Origin of the sequence: Puia sp., from assembly GCF_035546395.1 — a bacterium.
GTDB lineage: Bacteria > Bacteroidota > Bacteroidia > Chitinophagales > Chitinophagaceae > Puia.
The window spans coordinates 482,971-498,790 of sequence record NZ_DASZXR010000015.1 but is presented as its reverse complement, the minus strand read 5'-3'; the positions used below and the strand labels follow the sequence as shown (position 1 = coordinate 498,790).

Below are 15,820 nucleotides of genomic sequence, written 5' to 3'. Positions count from 1 at the left end.
TCTACTGTGTGACGGCGGGCGGCGGGGTGGGTTTCCGGGCCTTTTTGGCGAATTTATAGGCCAGGCCGATCCCCATCACCTCCTGTAGTTGGAGTGCCGGGCCGCCGGCGGCGCCATTGGATTTGACGGACTTGACCCGGTCGTCGTAGATCAGGGTGAGCGCAAGGTTCATGCTGATGATGCTGGTGACCTTGACGGTGAGGACGTTGGTCATAAAGAACGCGATATTCTGCGGATGGTTGAGGTAGTCCGAGAACAGGTCGAGCCTACCGGTATACACGGCCGTCTTGCTGAGCGGGGTGGTGTAGTTAATGGTGGCATACGCGCCGAATTCGAGCCGGGACTTCTTGCCCGAATCCACACCGAATGCCGCGACGGCGGCAAGGGAGTCATTATTGACGATCAGTTCGCGCAAGGTGGCGGGAGACAGGAAGACGGAAAAATTGCTGGTCGGCTTATAGTCCATCCCGAGGGAGAGGAGAAGGTAGGCCGGCGCCAGCAGGTCGCTGGTAAGCACTTTTGTTTTTGCGTCGAGATAGTTGTAACCGGGAGCGAACTGGGTCCGAAAGTCGAAGAGTCCGCTGAGGTACCATTTTTTTCCCACGTCATAGCCGTATTTCGAGGTGACGTTGAAGAGATCCTGAGTCTTGCGGGTTCCGAGACTGGTGGTATTGGCGATGCCATACTGAGCGTTCAGGAAGTTATCCCAGCTCCGGCGGCCATCCACATAGAAGGCATAAAGATTGACAGTGGAATTGAGGGATAACGCCGATTTGTCGCCGCCCGCCGACCAGTTGCTGAGGGCGGCCTGGTTGAAGGTGAGGCTTAAGAGACCGCCCGTTTTCCAGGTCATCTTTGTGGTGTCGTGAGGGTCTTTTGTTATTTTAACGCTGCTCAATGCGTCCTTCAGGCCCTGGACATCGTTCTGCGCGTGCAATAAAGGGGTAAGTCCGAGAGTTGCAAAAATCAGGACAGGCAGGATGCGGGCACAAATCTTCAACATAAATCGTCAGTTTTTTATTTTCTGGACTTTAACAAAAATGTTGCCAGCCCGGGAGGGCCGGCAACCGGTTATAAATTTTTTTAGGGGCGTTTCTTCAGCTCTTCGAGGATCTGGGCCAGGAGTTTTTCCGTTGCGGTAGGCTCAGTGGCCGGCGGGACCTTCTTCTTTTCGATGGACTTGAAGAATTTCACGATGAGGAAGAGGATGAAGGCGATGATGACAAATTTTATGACTGCGGAAAGGAAGTTGCCATATTTCACCGCGCCCCAGGCTAATTTATCGATATCGTCCAAATGAGCCGCTTTCAATGCCGGGGTCAGCAGCAGCGGAGTGATGACGTGATCGACGAGGGATGAAACGATGGCGCCGAAAGCCGCACCGATAACTACCGCGACGGCAAGATCAAGAACATTACCGCGCATTACAAAGTCTTTGAACTCTTTTAGCATTCCCATGATAGATGTTTTTGGTTATGAAAACTTTTTTGCGACTCGAATGCCTAAGGGTGGGAGTTCTCAGAGGGAGGTAAGCGATTATACCGACATGATCTCTTTTTCCTTCGTCGCCAGGTGCTTTTCCACCAGGCTGATATGTTTGTCGGTGATATCCTGGATCTCTTTTTCGGCGTCCTTGGCTTCGTCCTCGCTAAGGCCGTCCTTTTGTAATTTCTTTATCTGTTCGATAGCGTCGCGCCGGATATTGCGGATGGCGACCTTCGAGGCTTCGCCTTCGCCGCCTGCACGTTTTACAAACTCCTTTCTTCTCTCCTCCGTCAGGGGGGGCATAAAGAGCCGGATGATATTGCCGTCATTCTGAGGGGTAACGCCCAGGTTGGCGTTGATAATGGCTCTTTCGATAGGTTGGAGCATATTCTTTTCCCAGGGCTGGATCGTCAGGGTACGGGCGTCCATTACGGAGATATTGCCCACCTGGTTGAGGACGGTGGGACTGCCGTAATAGTCGACGGTAAGGCCTTCCAGCATCTGCGGGTTGGCTTTGCCTGCTCTTATCTTAATCAGTTCAGATTCAAGGTGATTGAGTGCCTTTTGCATACTATCCCGGGCATCTTCCAGGATAAGTTCCAGATCGTCTGACATAGATGATTGATTAACAACCCTGCAAACCTACGTCAAAAATCAATTCATAACAAGCCGAAGGCTTGTTGGCCGAAGGCCAATTAATTGTTTTGCTCGAGAATAGAGTCTTTCTTCAGGGATACCAGCTGAGAAGCCTTGGTGAGTTGAGCGTTTTCTTCCTTGGCTGTCTTGGCGATAAACAACCGTGGTCCGGGGAGCAGGTAGTAGATGGCGGCGATGAGCGTAAAGAAGACAAGGAATACGCCTGCAAGAAGGTAGGTAACGTTCAATGACCGGCCGAGGAAAACGGCGACGATCATCAGCAGGTTGACCGTGACAAGGGTCAGGGTGATCGCCCGGTGTGAGAAGCCCCGGTCGAGAAGGAGATGGTGAATATGATTCCGGTCCGGGCTGAAGGGGGAGCGGCGATGCAGGATGCGGATGCCGAATACCCTAAGGGTATCGAGCAGCGGGATCATCAAAATGGTGAAGCCGACGGCCGGTGATGCGGGAATGGGGAACGCTACATCGGCGGTGTTGGCGACATTGATGAATTTGATCACCAGGATGGCGTTAATCGTACCCACTAACAAGGAACCCGTATCCCCCATAAAGATCTTGGCCGGCTGGAAGTTAAAGATCAGGAACGCCAGGAGGCTGCCGGCCAGCGAGAAGGCGATCACGGCATAGGGTGACAATCCCACGTAGAGGAAATAGATGCCGAAGACAACCGTCGAAAGCAGGCCGAGGCTACCGGCAAGGCCGTCGATACCATCGATGAGGTTGAAAGAGTTGATCACCACGATAACGGCAAAATAAGTGAGCAGCAGACTAAACATTTCGGGTAGCTGATACAATCCCAGGAAACCATGCATGCTGCGGATCTGGATATTTCCGTAGTAGATGATGATAAAGGCGGCGAGCACCTGGCCGATAAACTTCTTGACGGGCGAAATGACGAGGATATCGTCCTTGAGACCGAGAAAGAAGATGACAAAGGATGCTGCAATAAAATACTGAAGATCAGCAAATTGATTAAAGTGAAGAGTAAGCAGACTGCCGAAGATGAAGCCGGCGAAGATGCCGATCCCGCCCAGAGGTGTGATGGGCATATGGTGGACTTTCCGGGCATCGGGCATGTCGAACAGCTTTTTCATTTCCGCCACATTGATAACGGCTGGGATGGCAAGGAAGGTAACGGTAAAGGAAATAGCGATCGAAAGTAAAACATCAAACATCAGTCTGATTTTGATTCGTGAACAAAAATAGGAATTCTTTATTAATGTATCCGATATATACGACTAAGTCTTATTGCAAAGATTGGGCCTGGTGTTTCTGCGGCGGTTACCTGGTCAGGCGGAGTCGTTGATGTAGTAAAAGAATGAGACCGAAAGATAATACAAAAGTTTAAGGCCTCCAAGCAATCGGGCAAATTTGGATCGATCGACATGCAAAAAACCGTTAGATTTGTCAAAAGGAATCAATAAATCAATTTCATATGGCAGACTTAAAAGCAATCGCTTCGCAGATCAGAAGAGATATCGTCAGAATGGTTCATGGCGCAGCAAGCGGTCATCCGGGTGGTTCGCTCGGGTGTGCAGATTACTTCACCGCACTGTATTTCAAAGTCCTGAAACACGACCCGAATTTTCATATGGATGGCAAAAATGAAGACATCTTTTTTTTGTCCAATGGTCATATTTCCCCCGTCTTCTATTCGGCATTGGCCAGATCCGGTTATTTCAATATCAAAGAACTGTCTACTTTTCGTAAGATCAACTCCCGCCTCCAGGGTCATCCTACAACCCATGAACATCTGCCGGGCGTTCGGGTTGCCAGCGGTTCGTTGGGCCAGGGGATGAGCGTTGCCATCGGCGCCGCGCTAAGCAAAAAACTCAATAACGATAAAAATATTGTGTATTCGCTCCACGGGGATGGCGAGCTGGATGAGGGTCAGAACTGGGAGGCGATCATGTTCGCGGCTGCCAAAAAGGTAGACAACCTGATCTCCACGGTCGACTGGAACGGTCAGCAGATAGATGGCACGACGAAGTCGGTGATGGATCTGATGAATATCCACTCCAAGTTCGATGCGTTTGGCTGGACCACGCTGGAGATGAACGGTAACGATATGGATGAGGTTCTGGCGACGCTTGATAAGGCCCGGAGTCTCACGGGTCAGGGTAAGCCGATCGCCATCATGATGCATACTATTATGGGTAAGGGAGTTGATTTCATGGAAAACGACCACCATTGGCATGGGATCGCTCCTAATGACGAGCAGTTGGCGAAGGCGCTGGCGCAACTACCGGAGACGCTTGGAGATTATTAGATTTAGATTATTAAACCCCCGCTCCGCGGGGGTTTTTTAGGTTTTTAATGCAATCGGTTGGTTGGCGGCTTTGCGAGCGGGTAACCAGGAGGCTAACAGGGCGATGACCCCGATGGTGGAGAGGACCAGCGCGAAATCGGTTGCCACTAATTTGACGGGGTAGTAGTCGATCAGGAAGGAGCCGCCCTGCAGGGGAATAAGATGGTATTTGCTCTGGAGCAGGCAGACAATTGCGGCAAGGGCGATCCCCCCTATCCCGCCCATCAGGGCCAATAATATGCCTTCGCTCAGGAAGATACGTTGGATCCTCGCATCATTTGCGCCGAGGGCCTTGAGTACGTGAATATCCTTTTGTTTCTCCCAGACCAGCATCGTCAGCGCACCCACCATGTTGAACGCCGCCACGATGAGGATAAGGGATAGCACAATGTAAATTACCCACTTTTCGGTCCCCATGACATTGTACAGACTTTGATTCTGCTCATAGCGGGTCTGTACCTTATACCCCTTGCCCAGCAACCGGACGATGGCCTCCTTTACGGCCAGGACCTGTTTGGGATCGGTAACCGATAATTCGGCGCCGCTGTACTCATTGGGGCCCAATCCCACCATTCGTTTGACAAAATCGATATTCGTGATCACATAGTGTTCGTCGAAGTCCTGCTGGATCCGAAACATGCCGGAAGTCATGAGAGGCTCATGATTCATGGACGCCATCGGGTCCGCGCTGTAGTCCGTACTTCCACGCCGGAAAAGATATACGCCGAGGGGCAACAGCTCCTTTTCGGCTTCCACTCCCAGGGTGTTGGCGATGCCCGAACCGAGAATGGCCTGTGGATGATCCCCGTTGCCGGTCACGAACGTCCCTCTTTCCAATGTTTTGCCCACGCCGGTGACTTTCAGGAACTGGTCATCCACTCCTTTGATATATGCGGGTAGCCATGACCCGTTGTTCTCGAGAATGCCTTTATCCTCTGCGACGAGCGAGACTGCGCCGACGCCGCCGACGCCTTTGAGCTGCTGGATCTGATCGGCAGTCAGGGTGAGTGTCTTCCCGGCGATAGGGGAAACCTTTATATCGGGATAAAAGCTGGTATAAAGGGATTTTACGAGGTCCTCGAACCCGTTGAACACGCTTAGGACGAGGATCAGGGAGGCGGCGCCGACCACAATGGCCGACATGCTTACCCAGGCGATGATATTGATCGCGTTGGTAGACTTCTTTGCCCGAAAATATCGCCAGGCGAAGAGGAAATTCATTGGGGCCCCTCCTTTCCGTCGGGGTTGTCGCTACCCGCTTCGGGGCCTGCGGAGGCTTCGGGGCTGCCTGCGGGACGTTCGGCCTTTATCCGCCGGAAAAGTTCCTCCATTCTATCGGCGTGCTCGAGGGTATCGTCGTGGAACCAGTCGAGTGTGGGGATACGGCGCAGCTGATGTTTTACGCGGGTGGCCAGCTCCCGTTTGATCTCCCAGGCCCTTTCTTCGATCTTCTTTAGGGCTGCCGGGATGTCCTTTACCTGGAAGAAGCTGAGATGGACGCGGGCTTCCAGCAGATCGGGCGTCACTTTTACGGTCGTAAGCGATACCAGTCCGCCGTCGATCATGCTGAGTCCCAGGCGTTGAAAGATATCGCTCAACTCCTGCAACAGCAGCGCACCCACCTGTTTTTGTCTTTTACTTTCTTGCATTATTTGCTTTAACGTTTCAAAATCCGCAACTTATAGATATTAACGGTAATTTTGCCCCCAAATTTACGGATTTCAGCATGAAGAAATTTTCGGTGATCCTACACTACCTTTCCAGGTATAAGGGAAAGATCGTAGTGTACCTGGTCTTTAACGTTCTTTCCATTGTCTTCGGGCTGATCTCCCTTGGCATGCTTAGCCCCTTCCTGACCTTCCTTTTCAAGGGTGAAGGAGGTACAGGTCAATCGGTGACCCTCACTACCAACGCCGTGGGTGGATTAAAGGACTTGTTGAATCAGGTGATCCAGCACAATGACAAATCCACGACGCTGCTTGTCATCTGTTTCCTGATCCTGATCAGCACGATTCTGAAGAACCTGTTCTATTATTGGTCTTCCTATATCTCCTCTCCTATCCGGAGCGCCACGATCACTTTTCTGCGGAACGACGTCTATGAAAAGATCCTGTCGTTGCCGATTGGCTATTTTACGGAGCAGCGAAAGGGCGATCTGATCTCCCGGATGACCAATGATATTTATGAGATCGAGTCTTCGGTAGTAAGTACGCTGGAAGGCATGATCAAAGATCCGTTGACCATCATCGGTTACCTGGCTTATATGGTCTATCTCAGCCCCTGGCTTTCCCTTTTCCTGTTGATCTTATTGCCGGTGACGGGATTCCTGATCGGGCGTATCAGCCGGACTCTAAAGCGGCAATCCAAAGACGCGTCCATCCGGCTGGGAGAAAGTCTTTCTGTCCTCGATGAAACGCTGGGAGGTATCCGGGTGATCAAGGGCTTTGGCGCTGAGTCTCTGCTTCGCAAGAAATTTACGCAGATCAACGATAGTCTTTTCCATATCCGTAATAGGATGAATGCCCGCCGGGACCTGGCTTCTCCGCTGACCGAAACTTTGGGTATCTTCATTTTGACCATCATCCTCTATTACGGCGGGATGCTGATCCTCCGCACGCATGGCAACGGGTTTTCCGGCGGTGATCTGATCACCTATATCGGTGTGTTTGGGTTGCTGATCAACCCGGCCAAGAATCTTTCGACCTCGATGTTCAATATCCAGCGTGGCGCCGCCGCCATGGAACGGGTGGAGGACCTGTTGAAGGCGCCGGTGGCCATCCGGGACAATCCCAGTGCCAAAAAACTGGAGGTCTTTACCGGCCGCATCGAGTTTCGTGGGGTCTGCTTCTCTTATGAGGAGACGGGGATCCTCAACAATATCAATCTGGTGATCGGGAAGGGGAAGACCATCGCGTTGGTGGGTAGCAGCGGCGCGGGGAAGTCTACTTTGGCCGACCTGGTACCCAGGTTTCACGACGTTACGGGCGGTGAATTGCTGATCGACGGAATCAATATCAAAGACTATTCGCTCAAATCCGTGCGGGAGCAGATGAGCATCGTCACGCAGGAGCCCATTCTCTTTAATGATACCATTGCGGCGAATATCGCGCTGGGCAAGCCCGATGCCACGCAGGAAGAGATCGAACAGGCGGCCCGGATCGCAAACGCTCATGATTTCATCATCCGGAAAGAGGAGGGTTACCAGACGAATATCGGGGACCGGGGCAGCAAGCTCAGCGGTGGCGAGCGCCAACGGCTGACCATCGCCCGGGCGCTGTTGAAGAACCCGCCCATTCTTATCCTCGACGAGGCCACTTCATCGCTGGATACCGAGAGCGAACGGCTTGTGCAGGATGCCATCAACAAGATGATGGAGCACCGGACGAGCATCGTCATCGCCCACCGCCTGAGCACGATCCGGCATGCGGACGAGATCATCGTGTTGCAGAAGGGCCAGATCGTGGAGCGCGGGACGCACGATGAGTTGATCGCCCGGGGCGGATTTTACAAGAAGCTGGTCGAGATGCAGGAGGTAAAATAGCTACTGCCATTCGTCCTCATCCCAATCGGGTGTGCGGCGATTTTCCGAGGCCGCCTTATTGCCGACCTGTTCCTGTTCCCGGTCCATTTCTTCGATGGCTACGGGCCGGTCCGAGGCATCTCCGATCAGGTAGCGCGAGAAATAGTCGGCCATGCGCCAGAAGAAATACTCGGTCATATCCGTATAGGCGTGGCGCTGGCCCGGGAGCAGTACGAGATCGAACCGCTTGTTGGCCTTCGTCAGCGCGTTGACCACGCGAATGGTGTTACCCGGATGAACGTTGTTGTCGATATCGCCGGTCGACAGCATCAGATGACCTTTCAGGTTTTTTGCGAGATCGGCGTTCTTCTCGATGGAATAGACGAAGCTGGTATCGCCTTTGTCGCCGATCATTTCCTTTACGCCATGATGTTTCTCGCTCCACCATCGGTTATAGATGGAGTTGTCGTGGTTACCCGAGGAGGAAACGGCAACCCGGAAGAAGTCGGGATAGACAAGCATCGCCGCGGTGCTCATAAAGCCACCGCCGCTGTGACCATGGATACCGACCCGGTTGATGTCGATAAACGAGTAACGATCGGCGAGCTGTTCCGCCGCCGCCTTCTTGTCGGCGAGTCCATAATCCCTCAGGTTCCCATAACCATAGTTGTGATACCATTTGCTTCGGGAGGGTGAGCCGCCGCGGTTGCCAACGGTGATGACGATCATCCCGAGTTGGGCCAGGCGATCGACCCTGTCCATGCTTCGCCCGAAAGCGGCGTTGACGGATTCGGTCTGTGGTCCGGGGTAGACGTATTCCATCAGCGCGTATTTTTTTGTGCTGTCGAAGTTGAAGGGTTTATACATGACCCCATACAGATCGGTGATGCCATCGTCGGCTTTCACGGTGAAGGGCTGCGGAAATTTATACCCGGTGGCAAAGAGCGAGCTGAGGTCGGCGGTCTCGAGGTCCATGATCTTGTGACCGGTGTTGTTATAGAGCGCCGACTTAGGAACGGTATTAACGCGTGAGAAATTGTCGACAAAGAATTGCTGGTCGTCGTCCATGTTGACGGCATGTTCGAAGTCGCCCGGGTCAAGGAGGGTGAGACCGGTGCCGTCGAGATTCACTTTATACAGGTGAAGATAGTAGGGGTTCTCACCGGGCTCTTTGCCGCCGGCGGTAAAATAGAGGATGCGCCGCTTGTCATCGATGCCAACGATGTCCTCGCAGTGGAAGGCGCCGCTGGTGATGGGGTTTTTCAGCTTACCCGTACCGTCGTACAAATAGAAATGTGCCCAGCCGTCGCGTTCACTCCATTCGATAAGCTCCCTTCCTTCGTTGACGAGGCCGAGCCGGCGGACTTCGACATAGGTGTTGAGCCGCTCTTTTATGAGAGGTTGAGCGACACTGTCACCGACATTGACGACACAGACGTCGATGCGATGGAGATCGCGGCTGGTGCGCGTGAAATAGAATTTGGAATTTGTTCCCAGCCAGAACTGGACGCGATAGTCATCGTCGCGGCGGCGCTCGGGGTTGGGCGCGGACCAAATGGCGAGGTCCTGGTCCTTGAATTCGGCGGAGCTGACGATCTGCCGGGTATGGGTCGTCATGTCGAAGACGAGCAACTGTTCGATGGGTGCTTCCTTGTCGCCGGGCATCATGTACTTGTAGGTCTCGAGCGTAGGCCGGGGATCGGCGATGGAATTGATGACCCAGAGATCCTTTACTTTTCGCATATCCGAGCGGGACATGGCGAAGTGTTTGGAGTCGGGACTCCAGAAGACCTGGGCCGGTTTACGCTTATTCCTGTTCTTTTCCTGGTCGACATTGGTCTCACCGCCTCCACCCAGGATGCCGTTGCCGTGATAGCTGTAATTCTCGACGCCGTCGGTGGTCAGGGCGTGCTCTGCAATGGTGCTGTCGTCCTCATTTTTCAATGCCTTTTCATAGTTGGCGCGATCCATCCAGTAAAGATTGAAGCGGCGGCCGAAGACGATCACGTTGCTGTCGGGCGAGATGCTGGCCCAATTGGGTTTGCGTTTGGGCTTCTTGTAGCCGGTAAGCTCGTTGAGCGTTCCGTCGAGCAGGCTGTATTCGAAGTAATAGACCTTTTTAGCCGTCGAGTCTTTTGCAGAGCCCTCTTTATGCAAATTCCCGGAGCTTTTTACCTCGAACTGGATCCAGTTCTCGTCTTTTATGAACCGTATGCTGTCGAGGCCGAGGTGTTTGGCTTCGAAAGGGTCTTTGACGACGCGGGAGATGGCGGCGGCCAGTCTATCGTTGTCGAATAGTTGCTTCTTCTCTCCTTTGGCAGGATCGACGATGTACCATTTCTTTCCTTCGGTAGTCTCATACATATACCAGAAGCGGGCCGATCGTTTTAACCAATGAGCGTCGACCTGGGTGGTGAAGATGAGTTTCTCGAGTTTCTTAGGGGAGAACCGGGCGGCGGCCCCGTAATTGGCTTTTGTAGCGAGAGCGGGCTGGGAATAACCGGCAAAGGCTGCCATCAGCAGCAACAAGGTTAAAAGGAGGCGGGGCATAAGCAGCTATACGTTTGATTCTGCTATATAACATTTTCTTTTCCAGGGAATTCGGCGATATCCATCCACGGCCGCATTTAGGGATGAATGGGTGGAAAAACTTTTCCTGCAGCGCGCTGGGCGTGACGGGGAGGCCCAGAATGTACTGGGAGATATAGCCAGGGAAGGACCGCACCTCAGCTCCAGGGAACGTAGGGCCAATTATCTCTGGATCCAAAAGTCAAAAGAGGAACTCAAAGGATGATCATCCTTATTTATTCATCATCTGTTTCGCCTCGATGCTCAGTGTTGCGTGCGGTACGGCTCTGAGTCTGGCTTTATCGATCAGTTTACCGGTGACCCGGCAAATACCATAGGTCTTGTTTTCGATCCTCATCAGGGCTTTCTCCAGGTGGTCGATAAAGGTGATCTGGCGGCTGGCCATCTGACTCAGCTGCTCTCGTTCCATGCTCATGCTTCCGTCTTCCATGGTCATGTAGCGGGCGTCGTCGTTATCGCCGCCCATCTCATCCTTGCGAGTGATCAGGCCCTGCAGGTACGCCAATTCCTTCTTTGCTGCGTCCAGCTTGCGGTTGATCAATTCCCTGAATTCTCCAAGTTCTGCGTCGCTGTATCTCATAGTGGGTCCAGTTTGTTCTTCTTGTGGGGTGTCTAATACTGATTTTGTAAATTCTGGTTCGTATTTGCGAACCGTTTTTGTTTTTATTTCGGGGATGACCACCTTTACCGGTTTGGCGGGGGCAGCCGGCTTTTTGGGTTCCGGCCTCGGCGCCACGGGTGGAGGGGAAGGGGGTACGGAGGCTGCGGTTTTGGCGATGACAGGAGCCGCGGCCGGTTTAGCGGACGGGGCAGGCTGCTGGGCTTTAGCGGTATGGGTGGTTGCTTTTGAAAAAGGGGCTGCAGCGGTGTGACCTTTTGCTGCGGGCTTTGATGTATTGGATACAGCTGGTTTCTTTGTCGGGAGGACAGGGGATTTCTTGGCCGGAACTGAGGCAACCTTTTTAGCGGCGGGTTTAGCAATACTCTTAGCAGCCGGCGCTTTCTTGGCCGTCTTACTCCCACCTGACGAGTGGGCAGATTTCGGGGCCGCTTTCTTAGCCGGGGCTACTTTCTTGACATTCACCGTTTTCTTCGCGGCTGGTTTCGCCGCTTTCTTCTTGGTTGCCATACAGTTAGGCTTTTTTAGTGACGAACACTTTTAAAAGAATATCATTCACTTCAATTTCAGTGCCATTCGTGGGTTCCTTGACCAATTCAATCGAATCTGCCAAAATTTCCGCGCAAATATAGTCATTAAATTGCGTTAAGGAGTCGGTAAGGGGGGGTACGTCCGCTACTTTAACCAGGATCCTGTCGGTCAGGTCGTAGCCATTGTCTTTCCGGATTTTTTGGATGCGATTAACAAACTCACGTGCATTTCCTTCCTGGGCCAGTGCTGGGGTTACAGTCACATCCAGGGCCACGGTGAGCGCATTCTTATTTGCTACTACCCAGCCTGGGATGTCCTCACTGGTTATATCTACTTCTTGGAGAGACAATATTATGGGTTCTTTATCAATAAATAAAGTAATATCACCTTCTTTTTCCAATTTTGCTATGTTCTCCTGCGAAAACTCGCTGAGAGCGGTGCTGACCGCCTTCATTCTAGCACCCAGCCGTTTACCCAGGGCGACGAAATTCGGCTTGATCTTCTTCTTGATAAATCCATCGCTGCCGTCCAGGTACTGGATCTCCTTTACGTTGACCTCGGCCTTTACGAGGTCCGCTACTTTTTCCAGCTGGTGTTTCATGCCGGGGTTGAGGACGGGGATCAATACTTTTTGAAGGGGTTGACGAACCTTGATATTCACCTTTTTGCGCAGGCTAAGGATCAGGGACGACGCATCCTGGGCCAGCTGCATGCGTTCTTCCAACGGCAAATCGATAAATCCGGGGTCGGCGACGGGGAAGTCGGCATGGTGGACCGAAGCGGCCTTTATGCGGCCGGTAACCTCGTTCAGATTGGTAAAAAGCCAGTCGGCAAAGAATGGAGAGATAGGCGCCATCAACCTGCTGAGGGTTTCGAGACACTCATAGAGCGTCTGGTAGGCGCTGACCTTATCCTGTTCATACTCCCCTTTCCAAAACCGGCGGCGGCAGAGGCGGACATACCAATTGCTGAGGTGCTCGTCGAGGAAATCCTCGATCAGGCGACCGGCGATGGTGGGTTCGTAGTCGTCGAGATGTTCGGTGACCTTGGATACCAGGCTGTTCAGCGAAGAAAGGATCCATCGGTCGATCTCCGGTCTTTCGGCAGGCGGGATGTAGGCTTCCTTGAAGGTGAAGCCGTCCACATTTGCATAAAGGACGAAGAATTGATAGGTATTATATAAGGTGCCGAAGAATTTCCGCTGCACCTCCCTGATCCCTTCGATGTCGAATTTCATGCTTTCCCAGGGAGAGGCATTGGTGATCAGGTACCAGCGGGTGGCGTCTGCGCCGAATTTCCCGATGGTGTCGAAGGGGTCGACGACGTTGCCGAGGCGCTTGGACATCTTGTTGCCGTTCTTATCCAGCACGAGGCCGTTGGAAACGACTGTTTTATAGGCGAGGCCCGGGTATACCTTATCGCCGTTGACGGGATACAGACCGGCTTGTTTCAGCTCTTCTTCCACGGATTCCTTGAGCAGTGCACCGAGGGCATGCAGGGTATAGAACCAGCCGCGGGTTTGGTCGACGCCTTCGGCGATAAAGTCGGCGGGATAGTTCTGAGCGAAGACGGCCTTGTTTTCGAAGGGGAAATGCCATTGGGCATAGGGCATGGCGCCGCTGTCGAACCAGACGTCGATCAGATCGGCTACTCTTTTCATGGGCCGGCCGGTTTTGCTGACAAGGACGATGTCGTCGACATAGGGTTTGTGCAGATCGCCGGTTAGCCGTTGAATATAGGCTTCTTCGGTGTCACCTTTGGCCGGCTGCATGAAGCCTGCCTTGACGGCGTCCTTTAGGGCTGCCTGCAATTGGGCGATGCTGCCGATGCAGATCTCTTCGCGCTTCAAAGGGTCTTCATCTTCCGTGCGCCAGACAGGCAGCGGGGTGCCCCAATAGCGGCTGCGGCTGAGGTTCCAGTCGACCATATTCTCCAGCCAGTTGCCGAAGCGGCCTTCGCCGGTGGACTTTGGCTTCCAATTAATCGTCTTATTCAACTCCACCATCCGGTCCTTTAGAGCGGTGGTGCGGATGAACCAGGCGTCGAGCGGGTAGTATAGAACGGGTTTATCGGTGCGCCAGCAGTGCGGATAAGTGTGCTCATATTTTTCGACGCGGAAGGCGCGGTTTTCCTTCTTGAGCTTGACGCAGATGTCGACGTTGACGTCGGAGTAGTTGGGGTCGTCCTTATAGTTCTTTACATACCGGTTGCTGAATTCGCCGAGGCCGTCGAGGAATTTCCCCTGGCGATCGACCATGATCAGGATACCTATATTATATTTCTGTCCGACCTTATAGTCATCGGCGCCGAAGGCGGGCGAGGTGTGGACGATGCCGGTACCATCCTCCGTGGTGACGAAGTCGCCGGGGATGACGCGGAAAGGATCGCCGCCTGCCTTTTCCGGGCTGTTGGCCTCGAAGGGGAGGAGTTGTTCATAGCGGATCTCTTCAAGCCGGCTGCCCTTGAACTCTCCGAGGATTTTCCAGGGAAGTATCTTGGAGTCGGGGGTGAACGTGCTGAAGTCGGCCGACTCGCCTTCGGGTTTGAAGTACTTGCCGGTCAGCGCCTTTGCGAGAATTACATTGACGGGAAGATGTGTATAGGGATTGAAGGTTTTGACCAGCACATAGTCGATCTTCGGTCCGACCGTGAGACCCAGGTTGGAAGGCAGGGTCCAGGGGGTTGTCGTCCAGGCCATGAAGAAGACCTCGTCGCCGGTTGCCTGGTTCGCGGGGGATGCGGATTCATCTGCGACCAGTTTGAAGAGGAATTCACTTTTTGTGTTGCGAACCGCTTTGAACATGGCCACGACGGTGGTGTCCTTAACGTCTTTATAGCAGCCGGGCTGGTTAAGCTCGTGCGAGCTGAGGCCGGTGCCGGCGGCGGGTGAATAAGGCTGAATGCTGATGCTTTCGTACAGCAGACCTTTTTTATAGAGCTCGGCGAGGATCCACCAGAGGGACTCTATGTAGTTGTTTTCAAAGGTGATATAAGGATGCTTCAGATCGACCCAATAGCCCATCAGGCGGGTCAGCTCATCCCATTTATCCTTGTATTTCAGTACTTCGCGACGGCAGGTCTCGTTGTATTCGGCTACGGATATCTTTTTGCCGATGTCTTCCTTGGTGATACCCAGCATTTTTTCCACGCCCAGCTCCACGGGGAGGCCATGGGTATCCCAGCCGCCCTTGCGTTTCACCTGGAAGCCTTGCATGGTCTTATAGCGGCAGACGAGATCCTTGAGGGTCCGGCTAATGACGTGGTGGATGCCGGGGAGTCCATTGGCGCTTGGGGGGCCTTCATAAAACACAAATGGGGAAGCGCCTTCCCTCAATTCCACACTTTTCTCAAAAGTGCGCTCATCCGTCCATTTTGCCAGTAAATCCTGGCTGATGGCGGGTAAATTTAATTGCTGGTATTCCTTATACTTATTGGCCATTGTACTATAAATGCTTGATTAGGGATCGGTTCCGGGGTTGGACGGCAGAAAGGCGAGCCGTTGGGGACGCGAATTTACGAAAAAAGGGGCAAAATGCCGGTAGGAAGGGCGATTGCAGGCGATGGAATTAGATTTGCAGTAGGCAAGACGAAAATTGTTAAAGGATTGCCAAAAGCTTGCTAAAACGTTTTAAACAGGCGGCTCGACCCCCGGAGTTATCCACATTTCCGGGTTTTGGCATAGTTTCTGGATACTATTTTCCAGAAACGCGATACACACGGATGGTCAGCATCCGACAAGATATAAAACTAAGAAGCGCTTCTAAAAGATATCGGAAGCAATTCTAACTCTTTCTACGGTTTAGGGTTTAGGGGTTAAAAAGGGGGGTATTCCTACTCCCCTTCCTTTTAAAAACACCTCGTCGCCGCGGGCGGCATGTCCGCTAGAACAGTTATAAACTCTCCCAACCGATCCACCCCATTCTCATCCTTATTCCGTGTACTGTATTTGCCTTATTCAATGGAGATCCGTAGCCATCCCGTTTTTAATCTCTGATATTACCTTGACAAAAACCCGTTCGACAAGCGACCAGGCTTAAGATCTCAATTCCTGAATTACCGGTTTTAAAATTTTCAAGTCCGGAAACCACCTTTTTTACCCCGGAGTATTGGC

Annotated in this window: 11 protein-coding genes; 2 read left to right on the top strand and 9 right to left on the bottom strand. The window is 52.7% G+C overall.

Annotation, left to right across the window (positions count from 1 at the left end):
- Nucleotide 1 precedes the first annotated feature (1 nt).
- From VHE34_RS20135 to VHE34_RS20120, 4 genes are all read right to left on the bottom strand, one after another.
- Entirely contained in the window at nt 2-1,003 is a 1,002-nt protein-coding gene (locus VHE34_RS20135) for a DUF3078 domain-containing protein (RefSeq protein WP_325591006.1), read from the bottom strand.
- 80 nt (nt 1,004-1,083) lie between these two features.
- A complete protein-coding gene (mscL, locus tag VHE34_RS20130) occupies nt 1,084-1,458 on the bottom strand; it encodes a large conductance mechanosensitive channel protein MscL (RefSeq protein ID WP_325591003.1) in 375 nt (124 codons plus the stop codon).
- Nucleotides 1,459-1,536: 78 nt separating this feature from the next.
- On the bottom strand, nt 1,537-2,100 hold the full coding sequence (gene frr / locus VHE34_RS20125; RefSeq protein WP_325591001.1) for a ribosome recycling factor: 564 nt from the start codon (nt 2,098-2,100) through the stop codon (nt 1,537-1,539).
- Between the two features lie 80 nt (nt 2,101-2,180).
- On the bottom strand, nt 2,181-3,317 hold the full coding sequence (locus VHE34_RS20120; RefSeq protein ID WP_325590999.1) for an MraY family glycosyltransferase: 1,137 nt from the start codon (nt 3,315-3,317) through the stop codon (nt 2,181-2,183).
- Nucleotides 3,318-3,544: 227 nt separating this feature from the next.
- Between VHE34_RS20120 and VHE34_RS20115 the strand changes: the two genes are divergently transcribed.
- On the top strand, nt 3,545-4,411 hold the full coding sequence (locus tag VHE34_RS20115) for a transketolase (RefSeq protein WP_325591468.1): 867 nt from the start codon (nt 3,545-3,547) through the stop codon (nt 4,409-4,411).
- A gap of 36 nt (nt 4,412-4,447) precedes the next feature.
- Here the strand turns inward: VHE34_RS20115 and VHE34_RS20110 are convergent, their stop codons facing one another.
- Entirely contained in the window at nt 4,448-5,671 is a 1,224-nt protein-coding gene (locus VHE34_RS20110) for an ABC transporter permease (protein ID WP_325590997.1), read from the bottom strand.
- Entirely contained in the window at nt 5,668-6,099 is a 432-nt protein-coding gene (locus VHE34_RS20105) for a ribosome-binding factor A (RefSeq protein ID WP_325590993.1), read from the bottom strand. Before VHE34_RS20105 ends, VHE34_RS20110 begins: the two co-directional genes overlap by 4 nt.
- A 77-nt stretch (nt 6,100-6,176) precedes the next feature.
- Between VHE34_RS20105 and VHE34_RS20100 the strand changes: the two genes are divergently transcribed.
- Nucleotides 6,177-7,991 (top strand): ABC transporter ATP-binding protein, encoded by a 1,815-nt coding sequence (locus VHE34_RS20100; RefSeq protein ID WP_325590991.1) that lies wholly within the window; start codon nt 6,177-6,179, stop codon nt 7,989-7,991.
- On the opposite strand, the gene VHE34_RS20095 is transcribed toward VHE34_RS20100, so the two are convergent.
- The 3 genes from VHE34_RS20095 to ileS form a co-directional block, all read right to left on the bottom strand.
- A complete protein-coding gene (locus VHE34_RS20095; RefSeq protein WP_325590988.1) occupies nt 7,992-10,520 on the bottom strand; it encodes a S9 family peptidase in 2,529 nt (842 codons plus the stop codon). It lies immediately after the preceding gene.
- A gap of 250 nt (nt 10,521-10,770) precedes the next feature.
- A complete protein-coding gene (locus VHE34_RS20090) occupies nt 10,771-11,688 on the bottom strand; it encodes a TraR/DksA family transcriptional regulator (protein WP_325590986.1) in 918 nt (305 codons plus the stop codon).
- Nucleotides 11,689-11,692: 4 nt separating this feature from the next.
- Nucleotides 11,693-15,148: an isoleucine--tRNA ligase gene (gene ileS, locus VHE34_RS20085; protein WP_325590985.1), complete on the bottom strand. Its 3,456-nt coding sequence runs from the start codon at nt 15,146-15,148 to the stop codon at nt 11,693-11,695.
- Nucleotides 15,149-15,820 lie beyond the last annotated feature (672 nt).